The sequence below is a fragment of the Agromyces laixinhei genome (genome assembly GCF_006337065.1).
GTDB lineage: Bacteria > Actinomycetota > Actinomycetes > Actinomycetales > Microbacteriaceae > Agromyces > Agromyces laixinhei.
The window spans coordinates 3,301,894-3,323,440 of sequence record NZ_CP040872.1; the positions used below are offsets into that span (position 1 = coordinate 3,301,894).

The following is a 21,547-nucleotide window of genomic DNA, read 5'->3' on the forward strand; positions in this document are numbered from 1 at the left end:
TGAACGTGCGAGGTCGGGCGGCCGTGGGTGACCCACCGCCGCCCGACCAGATCAGGCTGTCATACGATCACCCGTCACGGGATCACGCGGTCCTGCCAGACCTGCGGGTAACCGGGCAGGTCTTCTCCGCCGAACTTGGCGTAGTGGCCGTCGGGCATGCCCTCGTTCGCCGCAAGGTACTGGTCGAGCTCCTCAGCGGTGATCGGCGACTGCGGAAGCACCCATTCCTTGGGGATCTCCTCGCCCGCGAAGATCTTCTGCACCGCGAGCAGCGGCGTGCGCCACTGGAAGTTGGAGTACACCGGAGCAAGGCCGGTCAGGCCCGTGTCCTTCCACTTGCGCAGGAAGCTCATCTCGTCTTCACCCGTCATGACGGGGTAGTCGACGCCGGCGTCCTCGAAGGCCTCGATGGCGGCGACGGCGCCGTCACCGGCGTCCATCCAGATGCCGTCGACATCGCCCTTGGCGAGTTCGTCGGAGATGATCTTCTTGATCTCGGTGGGGTCGGCGCCCGTGAAGTAGTCGACCGCCTCGATGTCGTTCTCCTCGAAGAGCTTCTCGGCCGCGGCCCAGCGCTGCTCGAGCACGTCCACACCCGGGAGGATGCGGAGCGCGACGACCTTCGAGCCCGGCTCGAGCTCCTCGATCAGGAACTCAGCGGTGTCGATGCCCCACGCGAATCCGCCGATGGGGTGGATGAACGTGACGGGGCAGTCGGTCTGCACACCGCGGTCGAAGACCACGACGGGCTTGCCGGTGTCGCACGCGCGCTCGACGGCCGGGGTCATGGCCGCCGTGGAGTTCGGCGAGATGATGAAGAAGTCGCAGTTGCCTTCATTGATGAAGTAGTCGATGTCGGCGATCTGCGTGTCATCGGAGTCCTGCGCGTCGCGGGTCTCCATCTCGGAGATGACGCCGGCCTCCTGCAGCACCTGCAGTTGCTGGTTCATCGTGATCCAGCCGGTCTGGCGCCACGGGTTGGAGATCGACGCGTTCGCGAAGCATCCCTTCTTCGCGCCCGTCGCCGCGTACTGCGACGTGTCGATCATCTCGGCGTTGATGTGCTGCAGCCACGGCTGCCCCTCGGGCCCTTCGGGCACGACGGTCCGCTCGTCGTACTGCTTGTCGTAGAGCTCCTGGTCGAACCACTCGACCGCCTCTTCCGAGGCTGCGGCGTCATCCGTCGGTGCAGCCACGTTGGGGTCGGTCGTACATCCGGCCAGTGCCATCAGCGCGAGAGCGCCGACCATGGCGGATGCCACGGTGTACTTGCGTCGCATCACGAACCTCCATTGGTTTCGTTGTCAGCCCTCTGCGTCGAGGGAATGGGTGCAGGGCGAGCGGATGCCGCGGCATCCTGCTCCTCCGCCGGTGCCGGCGAAGTCTGGGTCGCCGGGTCCTCCGGCGAAGTGTGGGTGACGGGCGCCTCGAGGGCGCGGCCCTTGCGGCGGGCGCGAAGTGTGGTCGCCGAGTATGCGACGGCGAGGATGATGATCGCGCCCTGCACCGCATCGCGATAGGTCGACGGCACGCCCGCGAAGTTCAGCAGGGTGAAGAGCGCCTCGAGCGCGAAGGCACCGGCTGCAGCCGCGACCACCCAGCCGCGGCCGCCGCCGAGCACGACGCCGCCGAGCACGACCGCGGTGATCGCGATGAACTCGTAGCCGCGACCGACGCTCGGGTGCACGCCGGCGTATCCGACGAGCAGCACACCTGCCACGGTGGCCGAGAGCGAGGAGATCACGAACGTCGAGGTCTTCACCCACCAGTTGCGGGTGCCCGCGTAGCGCGCCGTCGTCGGGTTGTCGCCGAGGGCGATGATCGTGCGGCCGAACGGGCGACGCGAGAACCAGATCGCGACGACGAGCACGACCACGAGCACCACGACCGACCACGGCAGGATGTCGATGACGGGCAGGCCCCGGATGCCGCCGCGGCCGATCTCACGGAACTCCTCGGCCGGGTTTCCGGTCGCCGCGCCGCCGGTCCAGTAGAGCGTGGCTCCCAGCAGGGCGAGCATCATGCCGAGGGTGGCGATGAAGCTCGGCACCTTGAGCAGGGTGACGATCAGCCCGTTGACGAGGCCGATGAACGCGCCGAAGGCGAGCATGAACAAGAGGACGGGCACCGACTTCGACGCATCCTCGCCGATGAGGTTGCCGGCGATCACGACCTGCGTCGTCACGACCGAGCCCATCGAGAGATCGAACTCGCCGCCGACGATCACGAAGTACTGGCCGATCGCGACGATCGCGACGGGGGCGACTCGCTGGATGAACCGGATGAACTGCGACGGCTCGGCGAACGACGGATTCAGCACGGTGATCGAGACGAGCAGCACGATCAGCAGCAGGAAGACGGCGCCCTTGGGGCTGATGAGCGTGCGGCCGAATCCGGCGAGTCGCTCGCCCAGGGTGGGCTGCTCGGTGGTCACGGCGCTCATGCCCGATCCTCCTTCACGTGCGTTCCGGTCGCTTCGGCGGACCCTGGGGGCGATCCCCTGCCCGGCGAGCCCGCCGAAGCGACACCGACGGGCTCGGCGGCCGAGCCCCCGCCTGCCGAACTCGTCGACCCTGCGCCGAAGCGCGGGCGCCTGCGGTCGATCGAACGGCTCGTGTAGACGGCGACGGCCGCGACGATGACGATGCCGCGAACGACGTCTTTCAGGAAGGGGTTGACCTGCATGACGCTCATGACGCTGTCGACCACCGCGAAGATCGCGACGCCGCCGATGGTGCCCCAGATCGAGCCGCGGCCACCGAGCAGCAGGGTGCCGCCGAGCACGACTGCGGCGATCGAGAGCAGGTCGTAACCGCCCTGGATGCCGACGGTGGGGCTGCCGACGCCGAGACGGCTCGCGAGCAGCAGGCCCGCCAGGGCCGCCGAGATCGAGCACAGCACGTGCGCGACGATGATCGGTCGAGCGGTGCGGATGCCCGAGAGCCGTGCGACCTGCTCGTTGCCGCCGACGGCGAACATGTGGTTGCCGATGCGAGTGCGGGCCAGGAAGAAGGCACCGGCGAGGGCGACCACGAGCATCAGGAGGGTCGACACCGGTACCGGACCGATGCCGGTCGCGCCGATGAGCTGGAACTCCCACGGCACCTCGCCGCTCGTGCCCTTGTAGTTCGAGTCGAGGTAGCCCTTGACGATGAGGCCGGTGCCGAGCGTCGCGATGAACCCGTTGACCTTGAGCTTCGTGACGATGAGGCCGTTCGCGAGACCGAAGAGGCCGGCGACGACGAGCACGGCGAGCACGGCCATCGGGATGTTCGCCGGGTTGCCGGCCATCAGGTCGGCGGCGATGAGGCTCGAAAGGCTGATGACGTAGGGCACCGACAGGTCGAGCGAGGCGCAGAGGATCACGAACGTCTGGCCGATCGCGACGAAGCCGAGCACGCTCATGCCGGTCAGGATGTCGCGGATGTTGCCGTCGCTGAAGAAGTTGCGCCCGACGCTCGCGACGAGGATCGCACCGATGACGATGACGCCGACGAGGGCGATGCCGACGATGAGGCTCGCGTCGAGCGGGCGGCGCCGGCTGCGGCGAGCGGATGCTGCGGTGCTCATCGCCCTGCCTCCTCTTCTGGGGCATCCGCAGTGCCGACGACGCGCTCGCCGTCGACCTTGAGGGTGCCGGTGGCGGCCGAGAGGATCGTGGCCTCATCGCTGCGGGCGGGGAGTTCGGCCGAGGCCAGGCCGTCGTGCATGACCAGGATGCGATCAGACATGCCGATGACCTCAGGCAGTTCCGAGGAGATCATGAGGATGGCGACACCTTCCTTGGCGAGTCGGCGCATGAGTGTGTAGACGGCGACCTTCGCGCCGACGTCGATGCCTCGAGTCGGCTCGTCGAGCAGCACGACACGCGGCTTGGTGGCGAGCCACTTCGCGAGCACGACCTTCTGCTGATTGCCGCCGGAGAGGTACTGCACCTCTTGATCGACGCCCTGCGAGGCGACCTCGAGCGAGGAGAGCACGCCGGGCAGTTCGCGTCGCGCCTCCGTGGTGCGGCGCGCGAAGACCGAGCGGATGACGAGCAGCGCGTTGTCGAGGATCGACTGGTTGAGGGCGAGGCCCTGGGCCTTGCGGTCCTCGGTGATGAGCGCGACGCCGGCCTTCACGGCCTGTCGCGCAGACGTCATGTTCACCGGGCGGCCGTCGAGCAGCAGCTTGCCTCGCGTGAATGGGGCGATGCCGAAGACCGCCTCGACGAGTTCGGTGCGACCCGAGCCCTGCAGGCCCGCGACCCCGACGATCTCGCCGGCCCGGAGCTCGAGGTCGATGCCGTCGACGTAGGAGTTGCCCGCGCCGCGCAGCTCGAGGCGGGGCTCGCCCACGACCGTGCCCTCCTCGGCGGCTGGGAAGTAAGCCGAGATCGGGCGACCGACCATCCGGCGCACGAGCTCATCGGTGTCGAGCTCGGCTGCCGGCCCGCTCGAGACGAGCGCGCCGTCTTTCAGCACCGTGATCGTGTCGCAGAGGTCGAAGATCTCTTTGAGGCGGTGCGAGACGTAGAGGATCGCGACGCCGCGCTCGGAGAGCCGGCGGACGATCGTGTAGAGGAGCTCGACCTCGTGGTCGGCGAGCGCGGCGGTCGGCTCGTCCATCTGGATCACCCGCGCGTCGACCGAGAGTGCCTTCACGATCTCGACGATCTGCTGCTCGGCGACGGTCAGTGTGCGCACCGGGGCGTCCGCGTCGATCGAGTCGATGCCGAGGTCGGTGAGCAGCGTGCGCGTCTCGGCGATCATGGCCTTCTTGTCGACGAAGCCCCTGCGGCGCGGTTCGCGACCGAGGAAGACGTTCTGCGCGACGGTGCGCTCCGGCAGGAGGTTGAACTCCTGGAAGACGGTGGCGAGCCCTGCGTGCGCGGCCTGAACGGGGTGGCTGAAGGCCACTTCCTTGCCGCCGAGGGTGATGCTGCCGCCGTCGCGCTGGTAGACGCCGGCGAGGATCTTCATGAACGTCGACTTGCCGGCGCCGTTCTCGCCGACGAGGCCGTGCACCTCGCCGGGGCGGAGTGTGAGCCCGACCCCGTGCAGCACGGTGACGCCGAAGAACGACTTCTCGAGATCCGTTGCGACGAGCACGGGCTCGCCGTCGAGCACGGCACCGCGACCGGCTCCGGTCTGTGACTGTTCCGCGGTCATCCCGCCACCTCCACCCAGTTGCCGCTCGCTGCTGAGGCGAGCACTGCCTCGGTCACGCGCACCGCGCGCAGTCCGTCGTCGAATCGCGGGAGCCCCTCCGGTGCCTGCCCGTCGATCGCGGCGTAGGCGTCGGCGACGAACGCGTTGAATGCGTCCTGGTAGCCCATCGGATGCCCCGGGGGCACCTTGGAGAGTCGCGCCGCGTCGGGGGCGAGCCGTGCGGGGTCGCGGTCGATGATGCTCGACGCGTCGGTGCGTCCGAGCCAGAGGGTCTCCGGGCGCTCCTGCTCGAAGCGCACGCTCGCGTCGGTGCCCGAGAGTTCGATCGACAGGGCGTTCTTGCGCCCGGGCGCGACCTGCGACACGAGCAGGGTGCCGACGGCACCCGAGGCGAGCTCGACGACGACGGCGACGAGGTCTTCGGTGGCGATGTCGTCGTGCTTCGCGCGCGCCTCGTACACGGTGCGCGTCGAGGCGTTCAGTCGCGTGATGCGCTCGCCCGAGACGAACTCGAGCAGGTCGACGAGGTGCGAGCCGATGTCGGCGAAGGCTCGCGACGGGCCGCCGAGCGCGGCGTCGACCCGCCAGTCGTCGTCGCGGGGGCCTGCGAGCCAGTCCTGCAGGTAGGCCCCCTGCACGCTCAGCAGGCGGCCGGTCTCGCCCCGGGCGACGCGGGCCCTGGCCTCGCGCGCCATCGGGTGGAAGCGGTAGACGAACGGCACCGCGGCCACGAGACCGCGATCGGCGGCGAGCGCGGCCAGCGCCGCGGCATCCGACACCGAGGTGGCCAGCGGCTTCTCGCAGATGACGTGCTTGCCGGCCTCGAGCGCCGCTCGGGCGATCGGCGCGTGCGTCGCGTTCGGCGTGCACACGTGCACGACGTCGATGTCGGGGTCGGCGAGCAGCTCGTCGAGCGAATCGAAGGCAGTGGCGAATCCGAGGCGTTGCGCGGCGTCGCGAGCACGAGGCGCCGTCGAGGATGCACCGCCGGTGAGCTCGGCCCTGGCCGCGCGGGCGGCTCGGGAATGCACTGTGGCCATGAATCCGCCTCCGACGAAGCCGGCACGTATCGTGCGGGCTGGGGCGATGACGTCCGTTGTCATGGTCGCCATGTTTACACACGTGCGGCACCTTTTGCCAGTGTTTCGGCAAAAGTTGCCAAAGTCGTTACATCTTCGAGATTTGTCGACAGAACAAGCATGCGCAGGTATATCGACAAGCTCGTGTGCTTTACTCAGTGCATGTTCGACATCAGTCGCGGCTCGGCACTCAGCGCTTCGGGTGCGAGCGAGCTCTTTCAACTGCTCCGCGACGGCGCGCCGCGCACCCGGGCAGCGCTCGCCGCAAGCACCGGTCTCGCCCGCTCGACGATCGCCGCACGCGTCGACGAGCTCATGGAACTCGGCCTCGTCTCCCCGGTCGCCGACGCGGCCTCGACCGGCGGACGCCCGCCGTCGCAGTTCGCGCTCAATCCCGGCGCCCCGCATCGTGCTCGCCGCCGACCTCGGCGCCTCGCACGCGACGATCGCAGTCACCGACCTCGCGGGCACCGTGCTCGCCGAACACGGCGAGCCGATCGACATCGCGAACGGGCCGGAAGCCGTGCTCGGCTGGATGGTCGACGCCGGGCTCTCCCTCATCGAGCGCATCGGCCGCGACCGTCGCGAGCTCGTCGCGATCGGCGTCGGCGTGCCCGGCCCCGGTCGAGTACTCCACCGGGCGACCGGTCAACCCGCCGATCATGCCCGGCTGGGACCGCTTCGACGTGCCCGGCTGGGTGCAGCAGCACCTCGAGGTGCCCGTGCTCGTCGACAACGACGTGAACATCATGGCCCTCGGCGAGCGCGCCGTCGCCTGGCCGCAGGTCGAGCACCTCATGTTCGTGAAGGTCGCCACCGGCATCGGCTCGGGCATCATCTCCGGCGGACTCCTGCAGCGCGGCGCACAGGGCATCGCCGGCGACATCGGCCACGTTCGCGTCGCGCGCGGCAGCGACGTGCCCTGCCACTGCGGCAACCGCGGATGCCTCGAAGCCCTCGCCTCCGGCCCGGCCATCGCCCGCGCGCTTCGCGAACAGGGCATCGAGGCGAACTCCGGCAACGACGTCATCGAACTCGTCAAGCACGGCGACATCGACACGATCCAGGCCGTGCGGCAGGCAGGCCGCGACATCGGCGAGGTGCTGACCGCGTGCGTCAGCCTCGTGAACCCCTCGGTCGTCGCGATCGGCGGCTCCATGGCCAGGGCCGGAGAGCACCTCATCGCCGGCGTGCGCGAGGTCGTCTACACCCGCTCGATGCCGCTCGCCACGGAGCACCTCACGATCGTGCAGTCGGCCGCCGCTGCGAACGCCGCGGTGCTCGGGGCGAGCATGCTCGCGATCCACCACGTGCTCTCGCCCGAAGGCATCGACGCGCTCGCGGCCCGCTGAGACGGCATCCGGCCGCGCCGGTTCCCTCCGCCTGTGCACGCGCGCCGCACCGCCCGCCGGCGAGTCGTGCGGGTACGCTCAGAAGATGCCCGACACCCCGTTCGCCCTCTTCGATCTCGAGGGCGCGGCACCGGTGGTCGCGGTCGACGAACGCCCGCGGCATCCGTGCCATTCGCGTGTCGTCGCCGACTCGAGCGACCGGGTCGCCTGGCTTCGCGCCCGATCGCGAGGCATCACCGCGACGGATGCCGCGAAGCTCGCCTCGCTCGCCTCGGTGCGCTCCGCGGCGTGGGAGAAGCGGCACGGCAGTTCGTTCGGCGGCAGCCGCTACACCGACCACGGCAGGGCGCGCGAGCCCGTCATCGCCGAGTGGGCCCGGGGCGCGCATGAGATCGAGCCGTCCAGCCTGCTCTTCCACGCCGAGCACGAGCGCCGCCATCTCGCGACGCCCGACGGGCTGCGGGTGACCCCGGCGGGCGTGCTCGAGCTCTGTGAGATCAAGACGACGTCTCGTGCGTGGCGCGGCATACCCCGCAGCTACCTGCGCCAGGTGTGGTGGCAGCAGTACGTGCTCGGGGCCGAGCGTACGCTCGTCGTGTGGGAACAACACGACGACTTCATTCCCATTCGCGACGAGCCGGAGTACCGTTGGGTCGACCGCGACGACGACCAGATCGCGGTTCTCGTGCGGCTGGCCGACGAACTTATCGCCGAACTCGGCGGGCGCCGCGTGTGAGCCCCGAGCCCGACCGTACGTTGCATTCCCAGCACCACCGCGCACCGCCCCCGCATCCCCCTCTGCCGGGAGGTTTCCCCCGATGACGACCGTTCTGCTGCACGGGCTCGGCGCCGATCGACGCCAGCCGCTCGATCTCTTCACGCCCGCCGTGCACGCCGCGGTCGGCGGCGACGAGCTCATCGTCGCGCCCGACATCCGCGCCCACGGGGGGTTCCTGTCGGTCGGCTCGCCCGCGGACTTCCGATTCGACCGGCTCGCGGCCGAGCTCGCCGCGTCGGTGCGCGAGGCGATCGACGAGGCGGGCGCACCGCAGCCCGAGGCATCCGGCCCGCTCATGATCATGGGCATCTCGCTCGGCGCCGCGCTCGCACTGCGCATCGCGCTCGACGGGCTGCTGCCCATCGAACGCGCCGTCTTCGTGCGCCCGTCGTTCAGCGATCGCTCGCTGCCGGAGCACCTCCGCGTCTTCCCGGTGATCGGGCAGATCCTCGCCGAGGCAGGTCCGGCGGGCATCGGCGAGTTCCGCGAGCGGTCGATCTTCGAGCAGGTCGCCGCGGTCTCACCTGCGGGAGCTCGCGGGCTCCTGACCCAGTTCACGGCGCCGGATGCCGCGCGGCGCGCGATGCGGCTCGTCGAGATCCCGCGCAACCGCGCGTTCGACCACGACGCCGAGCTCACGGCACTCGAGGGCCGCGGCATCCGTTCGCTCGTGATCGGGGCGCCGCGCGACCCCGTGCACCCGTACGCGCTCGCCGAGCGCTGGGCCGCCGCCCTGAAGGCGCCGCTCGTCGAGCTGCCGCCCCGTGACGACGGGTTGCCGGTGCAGACGGCGCTGCTGCGCGAGGGCATCGCGCGCTGGTTGCAGCACACCCGCGCCTGAGTCGGCGCTTCGCTGCGCTCAGCGAGGGATCGACTCGGACGCCTCCGCCGCCGGCGCCTCCGCCGCCTCCGCCGCACCACGATACGGCCACGCCGCCCAGCTGATGCCGAGGATGCCGGTGCCGACGAGCAGGATGAACGCGGCGATCGCGATGACGTAGACGGTGACGCCGTCATAGCCGACGCCCGGCGCGATGTCGGGGTTCAGGAACGGGTAGGGGTACCAGCCGACGGCCGCACCGCGGATCATCGTGTAGACGACCCAGACGATCGGGAAGATCGCGATCACCCAGATGCGCTGCCATTCGATCGGCCGGCGCCCCGGGGCGAGCACCCAGTCGAGCACCACGTACAGCGGCGCCCAGACGTGCAGGATCTCGTTGGACCACGGCAGTGTGGCCGCCTGGTCGAGCGAAATGTCGCGCAGCAGCAGGTTGTAGACGACGAACGTCGTCGCCATGTAGGTCACGATCGAGGCGCGCGCGAGGTTGTACCAGGTGGGGTCGCTCGGCGAGCGGACGGCGTACCAGGCGCCGATGAGCAGCACGATCGCTGCGAGCGCGTTCGAGAGGATCGTGAAGAAGCTCAGGAAGTTGACGACGAAGAAGGCGGGATCGGGCACCATCGACAGGCTCTTCGCGAACTGCCCGACGATCGCGATGACGACGGCGGCGGCCGCCGCCACCCTGATGACGCCCCAGACAGTGCGCATGCGTCCTCCGCTGTCAGTGATCTCCCCGTCGCTCGACGGTCGGTGAGATCATAGCGAGGTCGGATACAGTGCGAAGGACGAACTCGGGAGGGTGTGTCGATGCGGGCTTTGGTGATCGATCAGACGGGCGGGGCCGACGAGCTCCACATCGCCGAGGTACCCGACCCCATCCGCATCAACGACGAGGTGATCGTGCGGGTCGTTGCGGCGGGCGTGAACCCGATCGACGCGAAGACGCGTGCCGGGCGCGGCGTCGCCGCGGCCATCCCCTCCTACCCCGCCGTGCTCGGCGCCGATTTCGCCGGAGTCGTCGAGTCGGTGCCGTACTCGGCCCATCCCCTGCAGCCGGGCGACCGCGTCTACGGCATGGGCCGGGTGCCGCGCGTGGGCGGCAGCTACGCCGAGCTCATCGCCGTGAGCTCGCTGGGCGTCACCCGCATGCCGACCACGCTGTCGTTCGCCGAGGCGGCCGCGGTGCCGCTCGCTGCCCTCACCGCATGGGGAGCCGTCGTCGACACGGCGCGCGTCCACGACGGACAGCGGATGCTCGTGCACGCCGGCGCGGGCGGCGTCGGCCACTTCGCCGTGCAGTTCGCGGCGTACTTCGGTGCGATCGTGACGGCCACCTGCTCGGCGAGCAACGCCGAGTTCCTGCACGAGCTCGGTGCCCGCCGCGTCGTCGACTACACGAGCGAGCGCTTCGACGAGGTCGTCAGCGAACAAGACGTCGTCATCGACCTCATCGGCAACGTGAAGGATGCCACGGGCAGCCGCTCGCTCGACGTGCTGCGGCCGGCCGGGCTCATCGTGTCGGTACCGACCGGCGCCTGGCCCGCCATGGCCGAGGAGGCCGCGGAGCGGGGCATCCGCTCGACCGGCTACACCGTCGCGCCCGACGCGCGAACCCTCTCGGTCATCACGCGCCTGATCGACGACGGCGCCGTGCGTGTGCAACTCGATCGCGAACTCCCGCTCGAAGCCGGCGCCGAGGCTCACCGCCTGATCGAGGCCGGCCACGTGCGCGGCAAGGTCGTGCTGCGGGTCGCCCCCGACCCGGCCTGAGCGTCAGCCGGCGCGAGCGTCGAGCAGGGCGCTGCCGAGTTCGCTCCTCAGGTAGAGCACGCTATGGCCGTACCGCGTCGAGACGAGGAGTCCGGCGTCGCGGAGCGCTCGCAGGTGCTGGTTCACCGCCGACGGGGTCACGCCGAACCGCACCCCGAGCTCGGTCGACGACGCCGGGTCGCCGAGCGCTGAGAGCAGGCTCGCCCGGGTCTCGCCGAGGATCGCAGCGACCGCTGCGGGGTTCGCCACCCGCTCGGTCTCCCAGAGCGCACCCTGGCCCCTCGCCGGGTACATGATCATCGGCGGGCCTTCTCCCACCGGCGTCGAGCCCCGGCTCGTGAACATCGTGGGCACGAGGGTCAGCCCGAGTCCGCCGATCGGCTGCACCCGATCGACAGGCTGGCGCAGCCGCACCTCGACGACGCCGTCGGTGTACCCGACGGTGCCCGAGATGCCGTTCAGCATGGTGGAGAGCCCGCTCTGCGCGATCTGGCGGCCGCGGTACACGACATCGGCCTCGAGCACCGCCCGCATGCGTGGCCAATACGGGGCGAACGAGGCATCCCAGAGCTCATGGAGCGCCCGCACGATGCGACGGAGGGCCGCGCGCGGCGACCCCTCGAACACCGCGGGCACATGCCCGTGCACCGCGACGAGGTCGCCGATGAACGTCTCGGCCGGGGTCGCCAGCAGTTGTTCGAATTCGTCGTCGAGCCGGGTCAGCGGCGACTCGGGTCGCGGGTTCAGAAAGTCGGGGGTCCAGAGCCGGTCGTCGATGAGCCCGCGCAGGGCTTCGGCATCGAGGTCGGCCCGCGCCGCCTCGGTGCGGCGCAGCCACGGCAACTGCAGCGGGTAGCGCGCCGGGTCGTCGATCGCGCGCAGCGACAGGCCGAGCTCGCAGAGCGGGGAGATGCCGAAGCGCACGGCCGCGACGTCGCCCTCGTTCAGCACGTATCGCAACATGTAGCGAAACGCTACATCAATTTCTCGCGCCGGACCGATCTGCCAGAACTGTACGAGTGAGCCATTCCTCCCCCGCGACACCTGACACCGGCACGGGTGCCGGCACCGCGCCGACGCCCGACCCCGAGCGCCCGGGCAAGCCGTCGTTGGGCGCCCGCCTCGCGGCATCCGTCGCAGACCCGGTGCTCCGCATCCTCGTCGGCGCCACCCTGATCTCGCGGGTCGGGCGCGGCATCTTCCTCACGGTGACCGTGCTCTACTTCACCTTCATCGTCGGACTCGCGCCGCATGAGATCGCGATCGTGCTCGCCGCGGCGAGCGCTGCGGGCGTCGTGGCGTCGCTCGCCGGGGGCCTCCTCGCCGACCGGTTCAGCGCCAAGCGCCTGCTCATCCTCTTCACGGCGATCGAGGGCGTCGCGCTCATCGCCTATGTCTTCGCCGGCGACTTCGTCACCGCGCTCGTGATCGCCGTCGTCTGCGGGCTCTTCGAGCAGGGCGCCAACTCGACCCGATCGGCGATCATCGCCCGCGCCTTCACGGGCGAGAGCCGGGTGCACGCCCGCGCGGTGCTGCGCACCGTCACGAACGGCGCCATCGCCGTCGGCTCCGGACTCGGAGCGCTCGCCCTCGCGATCGGCACCGCCGACGCGTACCGCATCCTCATCGCCGGCGCCGGCGCGCTCTACCTGCTCGGCATCATCCAGATGGTTCGCCTGCCATCGCGGGTCGATGCTCCGGCGCGCACGGCGGCAGCCCCGGTGACGACCGCAACCGGCTCCGTCGACGCCGCGGCCAGCGCCAAGGCCACCGCCGCCGAACGGCGCGTGTGGCGCCGGCATTCACCGTGGCGCGACCCGCGGTACCTCGTGCTCACCGCGCTCAGCGCCGTGTTCGGCATGCAGTTCGGCGTCGCAGAGCTCGGCGTGCCGCTCTGGATCGCCCGCGAGACGACGGCACCGGAGTCCGTCGTCGCCGCCCTTCTCATTCTCAACACGATCATCGTCGTGATCTTCCAGGTGCCGCTCTCACGCGGCACGCACGACCTGCGCATCGCCGCACGGGTGTCGGGCATCGCGGCGTGGCTCATGGCTGCGGCCTGCCTCGTGTACGCCTCGGCGGCGGGCCTTCCCATCGGATTCGCGATCACCGTGCTCATCATCGCTGCGATCGTGCATGCCTTCGCCGAGGTGTTCTCGCAAGCCGGCGGCTGGGGGCTCAGCTTCGAGCTCGCGGACCCGGTGCGGGCGGGCAGCTACCAGGGTGTCTACGGCATGGGCTACTCGGTCGGCGCCCTCGCCTCTCCGCTCGTCGTCAACGCGACCGCGATCTCGCACGGCTTCTCGGGCTGGGCCGTGCTCGCGGCGATCTTCCTCGCCTCGGGCCTCGGCACCTGGTGGCTCGCGCGGCGCGCTGCGCGCACGGCTGCTCGCGTGGCATGATCGGCGCATGACCGAGCACAGCGCGCAGCTTTCGGCTCACTCCGAAGACGGACGATCGTTCACGGTTCGGGATGCCACGGGCACGCCCTTCATCGCGGGCACGCTGTTGCTCGTCGCGAACGCCGAAGGGCGCCAGCTCGCGCTCGTCGAGGAGCGCGAGACGAACACTCGGGGCGAACCCGAGGCATTGCGCGGGCGCCTCCTCGGCGCGATCGACGACGCCGTCTTCGACCCGCGCGGCGGGCACGCCTTCACCGCGGCCGACGTCAGGGCGGCCGACGCAGCGACGATCGACCTCGTGCACTCGGCCATGGGCGCGACCCTCGAGATCGGGGTCAACCTCAGCCCGCCGAGCCGGCCCGCCCGCCTTCTCGCCCACCGCTTCAACCGTCACACGTTCTGGTGCGGGCAGAGCGGCTCCGGCAAGACGTATGCACTCGGGGTCGTGCTCGAGCAGCTCATCGCGCACACGGCGCTGCCGGTGGTCGTGTTCGACCCCAATTCCGACTTCGTGCGACTCGGCGAGCTGAATCCCGATGCCGACGGGCCCACCGCCGAGCTGCTGGCGCAGCGCGACATCCGGGTGCTCCGACCGAACACGCCGGGAGCCGCGCCCCTGCGCGCACGCCTCACCGCGATGACGATGGAGGCGAAGGCCGCGGTGCTGCGGCTCGACCCTGTGGCCGACCGCGAGGAGTTCAACGCCGCGTTGCACCTTCGCGAGTTGCTCAGCTCGGTCGACACCGCGGAGTTGCTGCCCCGACTGCTCGGCTCAGACGATCCGGCGCAGCGCGCGCTCGGCCTCCGCGTCGAGAACATGGGGCTGTTGGGGTGGGAGGTCTGGGCACGCCGCGACCGCGAGGCGACCGCGGTCATCGATGAGCGAGCGGATGCCACGGTGCTCGACCTCGGCGGATTCTCGACGCCCGATCAGCACCTCGTCGTCGCACTCTCGGTGCTCGATGAGCTGTGGGCCCGCCGCGAGGAACGACGACCCGTGCTGCTCGTCATCGACGAGGCGCACAACCTCTGTTCGCCGATGCTGACCTCGCCGCTCGCCGTCGCGGTGCGCGAGCGCATCGTGCAGATCGCGGCCGAGGGCCGCAAGTTCGGGCTCTGGCTCCTGCTCTCGACGCAGCGACCGTCGAAGGTGGCCCCCGGCATCATCTCGCAGTGCGACAACCTCGCCCTCATGAAGATGACCTCGCCCGTCGACCTCGAGGGGCTCGCGACCTACTTCGGCTACGCCCCGGCAGCGCTCATCGCACGCTCGCCGTGGTTCCGGCAGGGCGAGGCGCTCTTCGCCGGCGGCTTCGTGCCCGCGCCGACGCTGCTCGCGATGAACGCGAGACTCACGCCCGAGGGCGGCAGCGACGTGAGCGTGCCGCTGCGCTGATTCGTGACACCGCTCAACTCGGGCGCTCGGCGAGCGGGTGCTCGAGCACCCAATCGTCTTCGACCCGGCCGCCGACCGTGAAGTGCTTCCGGCCGACCTTCGCGAACCCGTGGCGTTCGTAGAACGCGATCGCCCGGGCATTCTGCTCGTTGACGCCGAGCCAGGCGGTCGCAGCCCCGGCCGCGCGCGCCGCATCGAGGGACGCGTGCATGAGCGCAGAACCCGCGCCGGTGCCATGCGACTCGGCGAGCACGTAGACCTTGCTGAACTCGATCGCGGGCCTCGCCGTGACGGCGCGAGCGGCGTCGGCGTCGGCGGGCTCGCCGGCGATCAGCATCGTGTAGCCGAGGAGGGGCGGCTCCTCGGCAAGCTTCGTCGTCGGCGCCTCGGCGACGAGCAGGATGCGCCCGGCATCGGCGAGGTACCGCTCGAAATGGCCCACCGTGAAGTTGCGATCGATGAAGTCGGCGATCGCCTCGGCCGTCGTGTGCGGCGGGCACGCGAGCGGGAACGTTTCGGCGGCGAGCGACGCGAGCGCAGCGGCATCCGTCATCTCTGCGGGGCGGATGCGCACGGCGCTGGCGGTCGACTGGATCACGGGCACGATTCTGGCAGACGCGGCGAGCGCGACGAAGGGGCCGCCCCGGCCGTGGCACCTCCGGGATCACCGGACGCGGTCGGGGCGGCCCCTTCGGGCCCTGTCTCAGAGGAAGCGCGCGTAGGCGCCGACGGTGAGGAAGGTCGGGAACTCGGGCTCGAGCGCGACGCTGCGGAACACGGAGATCGCGTCGTCGAAGCGGTCGCCGTCGAAGCGCGGCAGTTCGGCGACTGCCGCCGCCATGAGGCGCACGATCGAGGTCTGATCGATGCGAGTGCCCTCGGCAGTGACCGTGTTCTCGTTCAGCCACTGCCAGAGCTGCGATCGTGAGATCTCGGCGGTCGCGGCATCCTCCATGAGGTTGTCGATCGCCGCGGCGCCCGTGCCGCGCAGCCACGACTCGATGTAGCGGATCGCGATCGAGATGTTGCCCCGCACACCGGCCTCGGTGACTTCGCCGCCGATCGACGGGATGTCGAGCAGGTCGGCTGCGGTCACGTGCACGTCGTCGCGGAGCCGATCGACCTGGTTCGGCCGGTCGCCGAGCACGGCGTCGAACTCCGCGCGCGCGGTCGGGATGAGGTCGGGGTGCGCGACCCACGTACCGTCGAACCCGTCGCCGGCCTCGCGGCGCTTGTCGGCGGAGACCGCGGCGAGCGCGCGTTCGGTCACCTCGGGGTCGCGGCGATTCGGGATGAACGCGCTCATGCCGCCGATGGCATGGGCCCCGCGCTTGTGGCACGTGGCCACGAGCAGCTCGGTGTACGCGCGCATGAACGGCACCGTCATGGTGATCGCCGTGCGGTCGGGCATGACCCAGCGGCGGCCGCGCGAGCGGAACGTCTTCACGATCGAGAAGATGTAGTCCCAGCGGCCGGCGTTCAGGCCCGCGCAGTGGTCGCGGAGCTCGTAGAGGATCTCGTCCATCTGGAACGCGGCCTGAATCGTCTCGATGAGCACCGTCGCACGCACCGTGCCCTGCGGGATGCCGAGCCGGTCCTGCGCGTAGACGAAGATGTCGTTCCAGAGCTTCGCCTCGCGATGCGACTCGAGCTTCGGCAGATAGAAGTAGGGGCCGCGGCCCGCGGCGATGAGCGCCTGCGCGTTGTGGAAGAAGTAGAGCCCGAAGTCGACGAGCGAGCCCGAGGCGTGCATGGCTCGCCCGGCCCGGTCGTGGAACTTCAGGTGCTTCTCGACGAGGTGCCAGCCGCGCGGACGCATCACGATCGTCGGCGTCTGCTCGGCCGTGACGCGGTACTGCTTGCCCTCGGGGCTCGTGTATTCGAGGCGATCGCGCACCCCATCGAAGAGGCTCAGCTGGCCCTCGATGACATTCGCCCAGGTGGGGCTCGTGGCATCCTCTTGGTCGGCGAGCCAGACCTTCGCACCCGAGTTCAGCGCGTTGATGGCCATCTTGCGGTCGGTCGGACCGGTGATCTCGACCCGTCGGTCATCGAGGCCCGGGCCCGCGCCGGCGACGCGCCAGCTCGGGTCGTTCCTGATCGACTCGGTCTCGGGCAGGAACTTCGGGTCGCGCCCGTTCGCCGCGTCGACCCGGGTCTGCAGGCGCTCGGCGAGCAACTCGTGCCGTGTGTGCGCGAAGCGATCGTGCAACTCGGCGAGGAAGCCGAGCGCGTCGGGCGTGAGGATCTCGTCGTACCGCTCGTCGAGCGGTGCCGTGATCTCGATGCGCGGAGCGACGGTCTGGAAACTGCCGGTGGCGGGCTTCGGCTCGAATCGGGTGGCGGATGCTGCCGCTGCGCCTCGCTCGAGTGTCATGGCCGGTGCAGTGTTCATTATCTCTCTCCTTCACTGCACTCTTTTCAGGAGAAATTCGTGTCGGGGTCGCGTATGCGGCCCGAAACTCCTGAGAAGGGTGCGATTCCGGCCCACTCTTCCTGAAAAGAGTTGGGGGGATGGGTCAGTGGTTGAACTGGTCTTCCTCGGTCGATCCGACGAGGGCGAGGGTGGCGCTGTTGGGGTTCAGCGCGGTGGCGATCTGGTCGAAGTAGCCGGTGCCGACCTCGCGCTGGTGGCGCGTTGCGGTGTATCCGGATGCCTCCGAGGCGAATTCCGCCTCCTGGAGTTCGACGTATGCCGACATGTGGCGCTCACTGTAGTCCTTCGCGAGCGTGAACATGCCGTGGTTCAGGGAATGGAAGCCGGCGAGGGTGATGAACTGGAACGCGTACCCCATCGACGCGAGCTCGCGCTGGAACTTCGCGATCTGGTCGTCGTCGAGGTGACGCTTCCAGTTGAACGAGGGAGAGCAGTTGTACGAGAGTCGCTTGCCCGGGAACTTCGCGTGGACGGCCTCGGCGAACCGGCGCGCGAGGTCGAGGTCGGGCTCGGCCGACTCGACCCAGAGCAGGTCGGCGTACTCGGCGTAGGCGAGGCCGCGGGCGATCACCGGCTCGATGCCGTTCGCCACCTCGTAGAAGCCCTCGGCGGTGCGCTCGCCGGTGACGAACTGCCGGTCGCGCTCGTCGTGGTCGCTCGTGAGCAGCGTCGCCGCGAGGGCGTCGGTGCGGGCGATGATGATCGACGGCACGCCGGCGACATCCGAGGCCAGGCGTGCGGCGTTGATCGTGCGGATGTGCTGCGACGTCGGCACGAGCACCTTGCCGCCCATGTGGCCGCACTTCTTCTCGCTCGCGAGCTGGTCCTCCCAGTGCACGCCGGCGGCACCGGCCTCGATCATCTGGTGCATGAGTTCGTAGGCGTTCAGCGGGCCGCCGAAGCCGGCCTCGGCGTCGGCGACGATGGGCGCCATCCAGTCGCGGTCGTCCTTCGCGTCGGATGCCTCGATCTGACCGGCGCGCAGCAGTGCATTGTTGATGCGGCGCACGACCGCCGGAACCGAGTTCGCGGGGTAGAGCGACTGGTCGGGGTACGTCTGGCCGCTGAGGTTCGCGTCGGCCGCGACCTGCCAGCCGCTCAGGTAGATCGCCTTCAGCCCGGCGCGCACCTGCTGCACGGCCTGATTTCCGGTGAGGGCGCCGAGCGCGGCCGACCACTGCGGATCCTCCTGCGGGGCGAACGCCGTGCCGGTGTTCTGTTGAATGTCCTCCCAGAGCTTCTCGGCGCCGCGCCTTGCGAGCGTGCGCTCCTCACGCACCGGGCCGCGCAGGGCGATGACGTCGTCGGCGGTGTAGTCGCGGCTGATGTCATCCCACCGCGGGTTCGCGTCCCACTCGAGCTGCAGCTCGGCTGCGGTCTGGGTCTGGTCGCCTGGGCGGTTCGTGCTCATGGTGTTGCTCCTTCATTGCAGCGGGCGGATGCCTCGTGGTGCTCCGTTCGGCGTCTCACTCGGCGACGTCGGGGTGGCTGTGTCTCCACTCTGCGCCTGCTCGCCACCCCGAACCGACGATTCAGGGGGTGAACTTCCAGCTAATTTCCGCGCACCGGAAGATTGCGTGCTCCACGGCACCCTGATCGTCTTCGCATCCCGCATTCGGACGGAGTGTGTCGGGCGGCTGCCGCCCGCCGTGGCCTGAACGGCGGAACGCACGACGACGTGCGATCGAACCCGGAGGTCCACGTGACCTCCGCGACGACTGCGGCGACTACCGGCCCGACGCCGGGCGGGGAAGAGGCGAAAGGCGCGGTGTTGCTCGACGGCGTCACCAAGCGCTACGTGCCGGCCCCGGCGGTCGATCGGTCGTGAAGGCCGTTCCGCGGGTCGCCTCGCGACGCCTGGCAGTACCCGCTCGGCGACCTGCTGCGTTCAGGAGCGGTGCTCGCCGCGGGCAGCGACTGGGCGAGCGCGTGTACGCGGCGTCCGAGGCGTGATGCGCGCGTCGGGCGCTACACGCCCGACGCGCGCCGGTGTCAGGCCGCGCAGGCCTCGGAGAGGCCGGCGATGCCCGCCTGCAGCGAGGTGGCCTGCTCGGTCATCTTCGTCATGTCGGCGTTCGCGGGGTCGGCGACGACGGAGTCGAGGAACGCGACGTACCCGGTCATCGCGGCCGCGGCGCCGTTCGCGGCGTCGGTGACGTCGGCATTGGTCACCTGGGCGGCGGCGTCGCGCATGCTCACCTCGGTCGTCTTGAGAGCTGCAACCGCAGCGCTCGGGTCGCCCGACAGAGCTGCGGCGTTCTCGCCGCTCGCGAGGGCGACGAGCTCGTCGAGACTGCCCTTCATGAGGTCGCAGGCTTCTGCAGCGGACTGGTCGGCGGCGGGCTTCGACTCGGACTTGGAGTCGGACTTGGAGTCGGACTTCGGCTCGGCGGCCGAGTCGGCGCTCGATGCGCCCGAGGCGCAGCCGGTGAGCAGCAGGGCGAACAGGGCGAGTGACGCCGCGGCGATCGGGCGGATTGCAGTCATGGTGTGGTGTCCCCTTCAGATCCGGGCCGGTCCGGCCCCCGGGCGATCCAACCATCCACCGTGGCGTCACGACATGGGGAGCGCTCCCCATTGACGCCTTCTCCGCCGTATGTCGCAGCGCTTCCCGCACAGAACTTTCGCCGTTCTTCCGTTTGCGGCATCCGTTCGCCCGTGTGACCATCGAAGCATGATCACCGCGGATCGCAGCGCGAACCCCTCCCCCGACGCCGCCGAGCCTCACGCCGCCGAGCCTCTCGCCGACGAGGTCGACGCGCTCACGCTCGGCCGCCGCATCCGCGACCGTCGCACCGCCCGGGGCCTGACCCTCGGCGAACTCGCTGCTGCGATCGACCGGGCGCCGTCGCAGGTCTCCGCGATCGAGAACGGCAAGCGCGAGCCCCGGCTCTCGATGTTGCGCACGATCGCACTCGCGCTCGGCACGACCGTCGACGAACTGCTGAGAGCGGATGCCCCGTCGGAACGAGCCGGCCTCGAGATCGCCGTCGAACGCGCACTGCGCGGCCCGGTGTTCGCGGCGCTCGGGCTGCCGTCGTTCCGCGTGGCCAAGGGCATGAACGACCAGACCCTGCAGACGATCCTCACCCTGCACAATGAGATCGACCGGCTGCACCGCGAGCGTGCGGCGACACCTGAGGAGGCGCGGCGGGCGAACGCGCAGCTGCGCGACGAGATGCGAGCCCGCGACAACTTCTATCCCGAGCTCGAGGCGAAGGCCGCCGAGCTGCTCGAGGCCGTCGGGCATGCGGGCGGCCCGGTGTCGCACCAGCTCGTCGCCGACATGGCGAGCCACCTCGGCTACTCGTTGCACTATGTCGGCGACCTGCCGCACTCGACCCGTTCGGTGACCGACAAGCGCAACGGGCGCGTCTACCTGCCGACGCAGCAGTCGCCGTCGCGTGACTCGCGCTCACCCATCTTGCAGGCGCTGACGAGCCATCTGCTCGGCCATGAGGAGCCGGGCGGATACGCCGACTTCCTGCGCCAGCGCATCGAAACGAACTACCTGACGGCCGCGATCCTGCTGCCCGAGCAGGCGGCGGTGCGCTTCCTCACGGAGGCGAAGAACCTGCGCCGCATCTCGATGGAGGAGCTGCGTGACGCCTTCGCCGTCTCATACGAGACCGCCGCGCACCGGTTCACGAACCTCGCGACGGCGAGGCTCGGCATCCCGGTTCACTTCACGAAGGTGCACGAGTCGGGCACGATCATCAAGGCCTACGAGAACGATCGCGTGCGCTTCCCCTCCGACGCGCTGGGCGCCATCGAGGGCACCACGATGTGCCGCAACTGGACCGCCCGCACCGTCTTCGACGTCGAGGACCGCTTCAGCCCCTGGTATCAGTACACCGACACGCCCGCCGGCACGTTCTGGTGCACCTCTCGCATCGAGAAGGCGAAGGAAGGCGAGTACTCGGTCTCGGTCGGCGTGCCGTTCGAGCACGTCAAGTGGTTCCGCGGTCGCGAGACACCGCATCGTGCGGTTTCACGGTGCCCCGACCCCGCATGCTGCCAGGCGCCGAGCGGACTCGCCGATCGATGGGCGGATGCCTCGTGGCCCGCCGCGCGCACGCCGACCTCGCTGCTCGCGGCGCTGCCGACCGGAACGTTCCCCGGCGTCGACCAGACCGAGGTCTACCAGTTTCTCGAGGCGCACGCACCGCGCACCTGACGCGACTCACGTGTTGATGCGTGGCGCGCATCAACGACAGAGTCACCCGACGCGACTCATATGTTGATGCATGCCACGCATCAACACGTGAGTCGACCGGGTCGGGTTCGGACTCGGCCAGCATGTCCGGCGCCGGGCGGATGTCGGGACACCACGGTC

At 70.0% G+C, this 21,547-nt stretch carries 18 protein-coding genes and 1 pseudogene; 8 read left to right on the forward strand and 11 right to left on the reverse strand.

Features of this window, described 5'->3' with window-relative positions:
* Positions 1 to 74 precede the first annotated feature (74 nt).
* From FHG54_RS15600 to FHG54_RS15620, 5 genes are read right to left on the reverse strand one after another with little or no spacing between them, the layout of a single operon-like run.
* A complete protein-coding gene (locus FHG54_RS15600; RefSeq protein WP_139418082.1) occupies positions 75 to 1,280 on the reverse strand; it encodes a substrate-binding domain-containing protein in 1,206 nt (401 codons plus the stop codon).
* Positions 1,280 to 2,443 (reverse strand): ABC transporter permease, encoded by a 1,164-nt coding sequence (locus FHG54_RS15605; protein WP_139418083.1) that lies wholly within the window; start codon positions 2,441 to 2,443, stop codon positions 1,280 to 1,282. The genes FHG54_RS15600 and FHG54_RS15605 overlap by 1 nt, the downstream gene beginning before the upstream one ends.
* Positions 2,440 to 3,570 carry an ABC transporter permease gene (locus FHG54_RS15610; RefSeq protein ID WP_139418084.1) on the reverse strand — a complete coding sequence of 377 codons (1,131 nt, stop codon included), beginning with the start codon at positions 3,568 to 3,570 and terminating at the stop codon, positions 2,440 to 2,442. The genes FHG54_RS15605 and FHG54_RS15610 overlap by 4 nt, the downstream gene beginning before the upstream one ends.
* Positions 3,567 to 5,153 carry a sugar ABC transporter ATP-binding protein gene (locus FHG54_RS15615; RefSeq protein ID WP_139418085.1) on the reverse strand — a complete coding sequence of 529 codons (1,587 nt, stop codon included), beginning with the start codon at positions 5,151 to 5,153 and terminating at the stop codon, positions 3,567 to 3,569. Before FHG54_RS15615 ends, FHG54_RS15610 begins: the two co-directional genes overlap by 4 nt.
* The gene (locus FHG54_RS15620; protein ID WP_139418086.1) at positions 5,150 to 6,256 is read right to left on the reverse strand and encodes a Gfo/Idh/MocA family protein; all 1,107 of its coding nucleotides are present in this window, start codon (positions 6,254 to 6,256) and stop codon (positions 5,150 to 5,152) included. Before FHG54_RS15620 ends, FHG54_RS15615 begins: the two co-directional genes overlap by 4 nt.
* 138 nt (positions 6,257 to 6,394) lie before the next feature.
* Here FHG54_RS15620 and FHG54_RS15625 point away from each other — a divergent pair.
* The 3 genes and pseudogenes from FHG54_RS15625 to FHG54_RS15635 all read left to right on the forward strand — a co-directional run bounded on the left by FHG54_RS15625 (position 6,395) and on the right by FHG54_RS15635 (position 9,203).
* Positions 6,395 to 7,584, forward strand: a pseudogene (locus tag FHG54_RS15625) (ROK family transcriptional regulator).
* An 85-nt stretch (positions 7,585 to 7,669) separates the two neighbouring features.
* Positions 7,670 to 8,320 (forward strand): YqaJ viral recombinase family protein, encoded by a 651-nt coding sequence (locus tag FHG54_RS15630; protein WP_139418087.1) that lies wholly within the window; start codon positions 7,670 to 7,672, stop codon positions 8,318 to 8,320.
* A gap of 82 nt (positions 8,321 to 8,402) precedes the next feature.
* Positions 8,403 to 9,203 carry an alpha/beta fold hydrolase gene (locus FHG54_RS15635; RefSeq protein ID WP_139418088.1) on the forward strand — a complete coding sequence of 267 codons (801 nt, stop codon included), beginning with the start codon at positions 8,403 to 8,405 and terminating at the stop codon, positions 9,201 to 9,203.
* Between the two features lie 18 nt (positions 9,204 to 9,221).
* Here FHG54_RS15635 and FHG54_RS15640 read toward each other — a convergent pair whose 3' ends face one another.
* Entirely contained in the window at positions 9,222 to 9,914 is a 693-nt protein-coding gene (locus FHG54_RS15640; protein WP_168197209.1) for a Pr6Pr family membrane protein, read from the reverse strand.
* Positions 9,915 to 10,025: 111 nt separating this feature from the next.
* Here FHG54_RS15640 and FHG54_RS15645 point away from each other — a divergent pair, with 111 nt between their 5' ends.
* On the forward strand, positions 10,026 to 10,976 hold the full coding sequence (locus FHG54_RS15645) for an NADP-dependent oxidoreductase (RefSeq protein ID WP_232331372.1): 951 nt from the start codon (positions 10,026 to 10,028) through the stop codon (positions 10,974 to 10,976).
* Between the two features lie 3 nt (positions 10,977 to 10,979).
* Here FHG54_RS15645 and FHG54_RS15650 read toward each other — a convergent pair whose 3' ends face one another.
* On the reverse strand, positions 10,980 to 11,939 hold the full coding sequence (locus FHG54_RS15650) for an ArsR/SmtB family transcription factor (protein ID WP_139418090.1): 960 nt from the start codon (positions 11,937 to 11,939) through the stop codon (positions 10,980 to 10,982).
* A 56-nt stretch (positions 11,940 to 11,995) separates the two neighbouring features.
* Between FHG54_RS15650 and FHG54_RS15655 the strand changes: the two genes are divergently transcribed.
* Positions 11,996 to 13,378 carry an MFS transporter gene (locus FHG54_RS15655; protein ID WP_233437806.1) on the forward strand — a complete coding sequence of 461 codons (1,383 nt, stop codon included), beginning with the start codon at positions 11,996 to 11,998 and terminating at the stop codon, positions 13,376 to 13,378.
* Between the two features lie 7 nt (positions 13,379 to 13,385).
* On the forward strand, positions 13,386 to 14,774 hold the full coding sequence (locus FHG54_RS15660; protein WP_139418091.1) for an ATP-binding protein: 1,389 nt from the start codon (positions 13,386 to 13,388) through the stop codon (positions 14,772 to 14,774).
* 13 nt (positions 14,775 to 14,787) lie between these two features.
* On the opposite strand, the gene FHG54_RS15665 is transcribed toward FHG54_RS15660, so the two are convergent.
* The 3 genes from FHG54_RS15665 to aceA all read right to left on the reverse strand — a co-directional run bounded on the left by FHG54_RS15665 (position 14,788) and on the right by aceA (position 18,622).
* Complete coding sequence (locus FHG54_RS15665) at positions 14,788 to 15,372, reverse strand: GNAT family N-acetyltransferase (RefSeq protein WP_232333653.1); 585 nt, start codon at positions 15,370 to 15,372, stop codon at positions 14,788 to 14,790.
* Between the two features lie 105 nt (positions 15,373 to 15,477).
* On the reverse strand, positions 15,478 to 17,151 hold the full coding sequence (gene aceB, locus FHG54_RS15670) for a malate synthase A (RefSeq protein ID WP_139418523.1): 1,674 nt from the start codon (positions 17,149 to 17,151) through the stop codon (positions 15,478 to 15,480).
* A gap of 142 nt (positions 17,152 to 17,293) precedes the next feature.
* Positions 17,294 to 18,622, reverse strand: a complete 1,329-nt coding sequence (gene aceA, locus FHG54_RS15675; protein ID WP_139418092.1) for an isocitrate lyase — start codon at positions 18,620 to 18,622, stop codon at positions 17,294 to 17,296.
* Positions 18,623 to 18,913: 291 nt separating this feature from the next.
* Between aceA and FHG54_RS16985 the strand changes: the two genes are divergently transcribed.
* Complete coding sequence (locus FHG54_RS16985) at positions 18,914 to 19,039, forward strand: hypothetical protein (protein ID WP_267898504.1); 126 nt, start codon at positions 18,914 to 18,916, stop codon at positions 19,037 to 19,039.
* Positions 19,040 to 19,203: 164 nt separating this feature from the next.
* Here the strand turns inward: FHG54_RS16985 and FHG54_RS15680 are convergent, their stop codons facing one another.
* Positions 19,204 to 19,698 carry a hypothetical protein gene (locus FHG54_RS15680; protein WP_139418093.1) on the reverse strand — a complete coding sequence of 165 codons (495 nt, stop codon included), beginning with the start codon at positions 19,696 to 19,698 and terminating at the stop codon, positions 19,204 to 19,206.
* Between the two features lie 187 nt (positions 19,699 to 19,885).
* Between FHG54_RS15680 and FHG54_RS15685 the strand changes: the two genes are divergently transcribed.
* A complete protein-coding gene (locus FHG54_RS15685) occupies positions 19,886 to 21,388 on the forward strand; it encodes a helix-turn-helix transcriptional regulator (protein ID WP_139418094.1) in 1,503 nt (500 codons plus the stop codon).
* The last annotated feature ends 159 nt before the right edge of the window (positions 21,389 to 21,547 follow it).

What these genes read in the sequence shown, in the direction of transcription:
- FHG54_RS15600 (WP_139418082.1), bottom strand. Translation starts at nt 1,280, where the DNA reads ATGCGACGCAAGTACACCGTGGCATCCGCCATGGTCGGCGCTCTCGCG.
- FHG54_RS15605 (WP_139418083.1), bottom strand. Translation starts at nt 2,443, where the DNA reads ATGAGCGCCGTGACCACCGAGCAGCCCACCCTGGGCGAGCGACTCGCC.
- FHG54_RS15610 (WP_139418084.1), bottom strand. Translation starts at nt 3,570, where the DNA reads ATGAGCACCGCAGCATCCGCTCGCCGCAGCCGGCGCCGCCCGCTCGAC.
- FHG54_RS15615 (WP_139418085.1), bottom strand. Translation starts at nt 5,153, where the DNA reads ATGACCGCGGAACAGTCACAGACCGGAGCCGGTCGCGGTGCCGTGCTC.
- FHG54_RS15620 (WP_139418086.1), bottom strand. Translation starts at nt 6,256, where the DNA reads ATGACAACGGACGTCATCGCCCCAGCCCGCACGATACGTGCCGGCTTC.
- FHG54_RS15630 (WP_139418087.1), top strand. Translation starts at nt 7,670, where the DNA reads ATGCCCGACACCCCGTTCGCCCTCTTCGATCTCGAGGGCGCGGCACCG.
- FHG54_RS15635 (WP_139418088.1), top strand. Translation starts at nt 8,403, where the DNA reads ATGACGACCGTTCTGCTGCACGGGCTCGGCGCCGATCGACGCCAGCCG.
- FHG54_RS15640 (WP_168197209.1), bottom strand. Translation starts at nt 9,914, where the DNA reads ATGCGCACTGTCTGGGGCGTCATCAGGGTGGCGGCGGCCGCCGCCGTC.
- FHG54_RS15650 (WP_139418090.1), bottom strand. Translation starts at nt 11,939, where the DNA reads ATGTTGCGATACGTGCTGAACGAGGGCGACGTCGCGGCCGTGCGCTTC.
- FHG54_RS15660 (WP_139418091.1), top strand. Translation starts at nt 13,386, where the DNA reads ATGACCGAGCACAGCGCGCAGCTTTCGGCTCACTCCGAAGACGGACGA.
- aceB (WP_139418523.1), bottom strand. Translation starts at nt 17,151, where the DNA reads ATGACACTCGAGCGAGGCGCAGCGGCAGCATCCGCCACCCGATTCGAG.
- aceA (WP_139418092.1), bottom strand. Translation starts at nt 18,622, where the DNA reads ATGAGCACGAACCGCCCAGGCGACCAGACCCAGACCGCAGCCGAGCTG.
- FHG54_RS15680 (WP_139418093.1), bottom strand. Translation starts at nt 19,698, where the DNA reads ATGACTGCAATCCGCCCGATCGCCGCGGCGTCACTCGCCCTGTTCGCC.
- FHG54_RS15685 (WP_139418094.1), top strand. Translation starts at nt 19,886, where the DNA reads ATGATCACCGCGGATCGCAGCGCGAACCCCTCCCCCGACGCCGCCGAG.